The 6,414-nt window shown below is 44.3% G+C and carries 6 protein-coding genes; 3 read left to right on the forward strand and 3 right to left on the reverse strand.

Annotated elements, in window-relative coordinates:
* Entirely contained in the window at positions 1-1,329 is a 1,329-nt protein-coding gene (locus IQP38_RS07050; RefSeq protein ID WP_017634955.1) for a sphingomyelin phosphodiesterase, read from the forward strand.
* Positions 1,326-2,282 (forward strand): hypothetical protein, encoded by a 957-nt coding sequence (locus IQP38_RS07055; protein ID WP_017634956.1) that lies wholly within the window; start codon positions 1,326-1,328, stop codon positions 2,280-2,282. Before IQP38_RS07050 ends, IQP38_RS07055 begins: the two co-directional genes overlap by 4 nt.
* 84 nt (positions 2,283-2,366) lie before the next feature.
* Here IQP38_RS07055 and trpS read toward each other — a convergent pair whose 3' ends face one another.
* Positions 2,367-3,389, reverse strand: a complete 1,023-nt coding sequence (trpS, locus tag IQP38_RS07060; RefSeq protein WP_176310877.1) for a tryptophan--tRNA ligase — start codon at positions 3,387-3,389, stop codon at positions 2,367-2,369.
* Between the two features lie 601 nt (positions 3,390-3,990).
* Between trpS and IQP38_RS07065 the strand changes: the two genes are divergently transcribed.
* Positions 3,991-4,947 (forward strand): AEC family transporter, encoded by a 957-nt coding sequence (locus IQP38_RS07065; protein ID WP_005388415.1) that lies wholly within the window; start codon positions 3,991-3,993, stop codon positions 4,945-4,947.
* A gap of 44 nt (positions 4,948-4,991) precedes the next feature.
* Here the strand turns inward: IQP38_RS07065 and IQP38_RS07070 are convergent, their stop codons facing one another.
* Positions 4,992-5,447, reverse strand: coding sequence for a MarR family winged helix-turn-helix transcriptional regulator (locus IQP38_RS07070; RefSeq protein WP_017635039.1), 456 nt, complete (start codon positions 5,445-5,447; stop codon positions 4,992-4,994).
* 187 nt (positions 5,448-5,634) lie between these two features.
* Positions 5,635-6,414 (reverse strand): efflux RND transporter permease subunit (locus IQP38_RS26310; protein WP_228009999.1); only part of this gene is annotated, 780 nt, incomplete at its 5' end.

A 6,414-nucleotide genomic window follows, 5' to 3' on the forward strand; every position in this document is an offset into this window, starting at 1 on the left:
ATGAAATTTTCGCAGTGGAGCCTTTTATTAAGTAGCTTGATAGCGTTACCCTGCATTGCAGATACCGACGTTTACCTAACGAATAACTCTGATCAACCGTTAACTATTCAAGTAAAACATGAAGGCAGTGATTTGCTTCAATACGGAGAAGAGTGGCAACAACATGTGCAGGTACTTGGTCCGTGGGAAACTAAATCTGTATTAAGCTTCAACCGTTGGGAGGGCGTGAAATCAAATCAAACTTACCGTTTTGAAACGGTGGTTTCTAGCCCTGAAGGTGAAAGCATAACACTCAATCAAATAATGGAAGGCCATTGGTACAATTCGACCATTGAATACGGCTTGTCCGCAGCCGATGTCGAGTTATCACTCAAAGATGATCGTAACATTCATCGTGCCAACACTAACGCTTTTGGTGCGAGAGAAACCGAACTGGCATTTAAGTCAGACAGTACCGCTCGATATGATGATCTTTACTACACCATCACGCCAAGCAAGGTAGCGGAGTCTGTCGACAACGAAGAACAAAACCTTAAGTTGATGACTTATAACATCTGGGCGTTGACGGCTATTGCATCGCACATTGGAGATCGTTACGAACTGATTCCTCAACATGTAAAAGGTTACGATGTTTTGGCGCTGCAAGAGGTGTTTGCCAGCGGCCGTGAAGCATTCTTACGTGAGTTAGCCAAGGAATATCCTTACCAAACAAAGATGTTAGATAAAGAAGGCGTTAATATTCATGATGGTGGCGTAATCATAGTTAGTCGCTACCCTATCGTGAACGAAGCGCAATATGTCTTTCCCGATTGTTCTGGTACAGACTGCTTTGCCGATAAAGGCGTAAATTATGCGGAAATAATTAAAGGTGGTCAGGCTTACCATGTGTTTGCTACCCATACCGCATCTTTCGATACAGACACCGCCCGTGAGTATCGTCAGCGCCAGTTCAAACAAATCCGCGCACTCGCCCAATCTCTTAACATTCCTTCAAGCGAAACTGTGGTATACAGCGGCGACTTTAACGTAAACAAAAGAAAGTTCCCTGGTGACTACCAACAAATGATCGCTAACTTAAGCGCCATCGAACCTCAGTACTCTGGTTACACGGAGTCAACCTTTGATCCCCGTATCAATAACTTTGCAGGTGAAGCGTTATCAGGTGGCGAAAACGTGGAATACCTTGACTATGTTATGGTGAGTAGTGAATACGGGGTGAAATCATTCAATGACAACCGTGTAGACGTGCCGCGCACAACCGCAGAGAGTTTATGGAAACACTATAACCTTTCTGACCATTTCCCAGTAAGCGCAACAATCAAGCCATGAAGAAAATCGCTTTGATAATCATGTCCGCCATTATGGCGGGCATGATATTTTTAACTTTCAGTCACGATGTTCAAAAAGAAGAGCTCGCTTCCTCTCCTTTCCCTAAGACAAAAAATAAGAGTGTCTCCAGTACATCACTACAAACGAGTAGCATCGTGCCCGATACAGATACTTCACCACAAACCGCTAAGCTCCCTTCCACAGTTCAAATAACGACTGAGCGATTAACTCAACTCAAAGGCAGGAAACTTGTCGCCGAACTTGAGACGTTTTGGCAAGAGTGTATGTTGAACCGTAGTTGTGAAGAGCAGGTCGCCTTGTTTGAGGCGCATTTATCTTCAGCTCGATTCCAGCTTTTGGCGAACTACCCTCAGCTCAGCAGCCAATGGCAAGAGAGTGTAGGAAATTTGTTATTTGATGAGCAACAATCACTGGCGTCGCGTATTGCACAGCTGAAGAACGAAGCAAGGAGCATCTGGGGAGAATTGGCTGATGTTGTTTTCGCGGATGAGTTCGCGCTGTACGATTTCAATTTAGAAGCCCAAAAGCTGGACACTCAAAGCCCAGATAACTTTTTGCGAGCTTTCGAGCAACTCACCATTGACTGGCAAGAACATGCAGATGCTATCGGGCTAACAAGCAACCAGGAAAAATATGAGCGTGCGGTCACCCTGATTCCTAATAGTATGAGCCTACCAGATCGCTTGGCGATCATCGCAGAGCTAGAACGAACTTACTTAACGAAAGAAGAAAGTAAAAACATTCATGCTCGTCAGCAGCAAATTACAGAGCAAAAAAAACAAGTCAAAGATTACCAACAAGCATTACAACAACTTGAGTCCAAGCTAAGAACGCAAAGAGCCTCTAGCCATTCACATTTGTCAGAACCGGAATGGCAAAGCTATTACCAACAAGAAGTCGCGGATTTTCGTCGTGAATTTTTTTCTTCTTAACAATGCGCTTTGACTGACTGGGAACTTAAAAAGGCACGTTGCTAACCAGTCGTCGTGCCTTATGTTCAACTCTCTACTTTTAATTCAGAACAAATTTAAACCAAATACATCTTTCACATCAAATAGCACTTTTTCGGTTTTCTCGCGAGAACGCTCACTACCTTGTTTTAAAATATCAATCAGCTGCGCTTTATCATTCAAATACATAGCGCGCTTCTCTCGAATAGGGCGAAGCATCTCTTGTAAGCATTCTTCTAACACTTTCTTGGTCAAACCATCACCTAACCCACCTCGTCGATAATGGTCTTTTAGCTGTTCGACATAATTTTTATCAGGATGAAAAGCATCGAGGTAGATGAATACAATATTCCCTTCGACTTGGCCAGGATCCTCAATTTTCAGATGATTGGGATCGGTATACATAGATTTCACTGCCGCGGAAATCTCCTTTTCGGAGGCCCCTAAGTTGATTGCGTTCCCCATGCTTTTAGACATCTTATTTTTACCGTCAGTACTCGGCAAACGAGGTGCACCGCTAAGTAATGGACGGCATTCTCTAAGAACCTCTTTTCCACCCAGATGGTTTATTTTTCTCACGATTTCATTAGTTTGCTCTAACATCGGCAGTTGGTCATCACCCACTGGTACTAGCGTCGCATGAAACCCCGTAATATCAGCAGCTTGAGAAATTGGATACGTTAAAAAGCCTGCGGGAATAGAGCGTTCAAAGCCTTTACTTTGAATCTCATTTTTAACCGTGGGGTTTCGCTCTAATCGTGCGATAGAAACAAGATTACTGTAATACATTGTCAACTCGGCTAACGCTGGAATTTGAGACTGCAACGTGATCGTAGTTTGAGCGGGGTTGATACCAACAGCCAAATAATCTGCAACGACATTGAGAATATTAGAGGATACCTTTGATGGGTTATGCGCGTTATCCGTCAGCCCTTGCATGTCCGCAACCAAGATCGTTTGCTCGTGCTCCGTTTGCAATTTGACTCGTTGTTGCAATGAACCAATATAGTGCCCGAGGTGTAATGGACCTGTTGCTCGATCTCCGGTAAGTATAATTTCACGCTGAGATGTATTTTTATGGCTATTCATATTTGTCTCCAAGTATTTAATAGATCGCTACTGGAGATAAAAAGATCAAACACTCTTAGCTACCATCCAGCAGCTTAAGAATGTAAGTATTCCGCGCCGCTCTATTTAGAGCGCCACCAAGAGAAGGTTGTTAATGAAGGGCGAACGTGTATTTTCATGTTTTTTAAACTAACAGCACATACCGCAGAACTCAATCTGTTTTGTACTGAATTAGAGTGAGTGTTCCAACAGCCAATTAAGAGGATTACATTGGTAAAGACATCGCAATGACCAAAACCGCACCAAATACCGAACCAGAGACAAACGCACACAGTACAGTTTTGTTGTGTTTCCTTTTCATTGATGAACTCCTATCCATAACTACGATGACCAGCCCTCACATCTAATACGCATGTGGATGCATCACGACAACGAGTTAACCAACATATCGCACGTAGGACCAGTACCGCTTTGTTAAATTGGGACCTCGTCCATAACTTGGAGTGTAAATGACTCCGGAACCTACAACAGAAGAAAGTTTCATCACGTTACTGTCCTACCCTCCGGGTTTGTGGCTTAATAGGCAGCAGGAACACTTTTTTCTTTTACTGCGGATACTTACATGGAAGCTGTTTTACATCAGTTGCAATTCTCTTTGTCGATAACCGGACCTATCTGTTTGATGTTGGTACTTGGCGTTCTTTTTAAGCGCTTTGGTCTAATCAACGATAATTTTATCGAAGTAGGCTCTAAACTGGTGTTTCAAGTTACCTTGCCTGCAATGTTATTTGTCAGCATTGTGGCTTCAGAACACGACTTTTCCGCGGCAAGTGGATTCGTCAATTTCGGCGTCATCGCTAGTATTTCGTTTTTCATTTTCACCTACCTTTCCGTCAAACTTCTGTTCAAAGCGTCGCCTGACCAAGGCGTTCTCATCCAAGGTGGGTTCCGAGCAAATACAGGTATTATTGGTATCGCTTACGTTGCCAATGCGTATGGTTCTCAAGGTGTGGCGTTAGCGGCTCTCTATGTCGCGGTCACCACATTTATTTATAACGTCCAAGCGGTAATTTGCTTATCGCCCAAGGGGGCAACGTCTGCCTCGCAAGCAGCAAAGATGATGGGCCGAACACTGACTAGGAATCCGCTCATAATCTCCATTGTTCTAGGAATGGCTTTTTATTTACTCGCTATTCCAGTACCGAATGTGGTTATTGACGCAGGAGACTACTTGTCCAAAATGACATTGCCTTTGGCGCTGTTGTGTACGGGTGGCTCACTTGATTTTAGCTTGATGAGAAAAGAGAAAGGTCCATCTTGGTTTGCGAGCAGTTACAAGCTCATCGTAGCGCCAGTCATCATCACCATGGGAGCTTACTTAGTAGGATTTCGAGGAATTGAGCTAGGTATTCTTTTCTTTATGAACGCCTCTCCAGTCGCTGCTGCCAGCTATGTCATGGCGCGTTCCATGGGAGGCAATGCCACGTTAGCTGCAAATATCATCGCACTCACTACGGTGCTTTCTACCGTGACCTGTACGTTGGGCATCCTATTTCTTAAGTTCTACAACTTAATATAATTGGCCAGCGATAAAATAAAGACGCTAGACGGCATTGATGTCAGTTACTGGTCGTGATTCGCAAAAGTGAGCTTTCTTACCAGACGAAAAAATTCACTCGCTTCAGATTCCGACAAACAAGAAAAAAACTCTTTCTGTAAATTCGTCATGATTTGATGAACTTGCTTTAAAGCATTTGCCCCCTCTTTTGTCATGCTTAGCATTTTAAGGCGCTGATTCGATTTACTTTTAGAAACTTGAACAAACCCTCTCTTTTCCAGATTGTCCACCATCCGCTTTGCTACACTTCGCTCAGTTCGAACCGCATCAGCTAACGCTTGCTGGCTCATAGGCTGAAATTCTTCTAAAGCGGCCAGTGCACTTGCCATTTCTAGTGTCATCAAATTTTGCCGAGAGAGCTCAGCTTGGGCACGATTGCGGTACATGCGCTGCATCACACCACAAACAAACATAGGACTTTGATCCAAAACGGAAATTGGGGAAATTTTCTGATCTTTCATCGTCGTTTTTCTTCTTTAGGCTTTCATTCGGCCGAAAAGGCTGTGCTGATACTGCACACAACACGCCGTCTTTCAGGCTCGCGTCATAGACGGTAACCACCAAGTGAAAACATAAAATAAAGAGCGCCGAAGCGCCCTTTAATCGTGTTTATTATCACTAGTATAACTCAGTTAAAACAACCAAGTCCTACTCGCTTTGCTGAGTGGGTTTAGTGCTGGTCTCAGACAACTCTGCCTCCGACTCTTTTCTCGCACGTCGATCAAACAATCGCTCAACCACTACAAAGAAGATTGGGACGAAGAATATACCCAATATCGTGGCACTGATCATGCCACCAAGTACGCCGGTACCTACTGCGTTTTGACCTGCCGATCCCACACCTGAACTGATAGCAAGTGGTACCACACCCAAACCAAAAGCAAGCGATGTCATGATAATTGGGCGCAGACGAACGCGAACAGCATGTAAGGTTGCTTCGATAAGCCCAGCGCCTTTCTCATAGTAGTCCTTTGCAAACTCAACAATCAGAATGGCGTTTTTGGTTGCCAAGCCGACCGTAGTTAATAAGCTCACCTGGAAGAACACATCGTTATCCATACTGCGCGTCATTACCGCAAGCACAGCACCAAGCACACCAAGAGGCACAACTAACACCACGGCGAAAGGTACTGACCAACTTTCATACAAAGCGGCAAGAACTAAGAATACGACGAGGATAGATAGCGCATATAGCATCGGCGCTTGGTTTCCGGAAAGGCGCTCTTCATACGAAATACCATTCCAGTTCACCGTGAAACCTTCTGGTAGCTTTTCTACCATTGCTTCAATTTCTTCCATGGCTTCACCAGTACTTACACCAGGAGCTGCACCGCCTTGAATATTCATTGCTGGCAAACCATCAAAGCGCTGCAAAAGAGGAGAACCATATGTCCACTCGCCACTCGCAAAAGCAGAGAAAGGCACCAT

This window comes from Vibrio sp. OPT41 (assembly GCF_015163595.1).
Taxonomy (GTDB): domain Bacteria; phylum Pseudomonadota; class Gammaproteobacteria; order Enterobacterales; family Vibrionaceae; genus Vibrio; species Vibrio alginolyticus.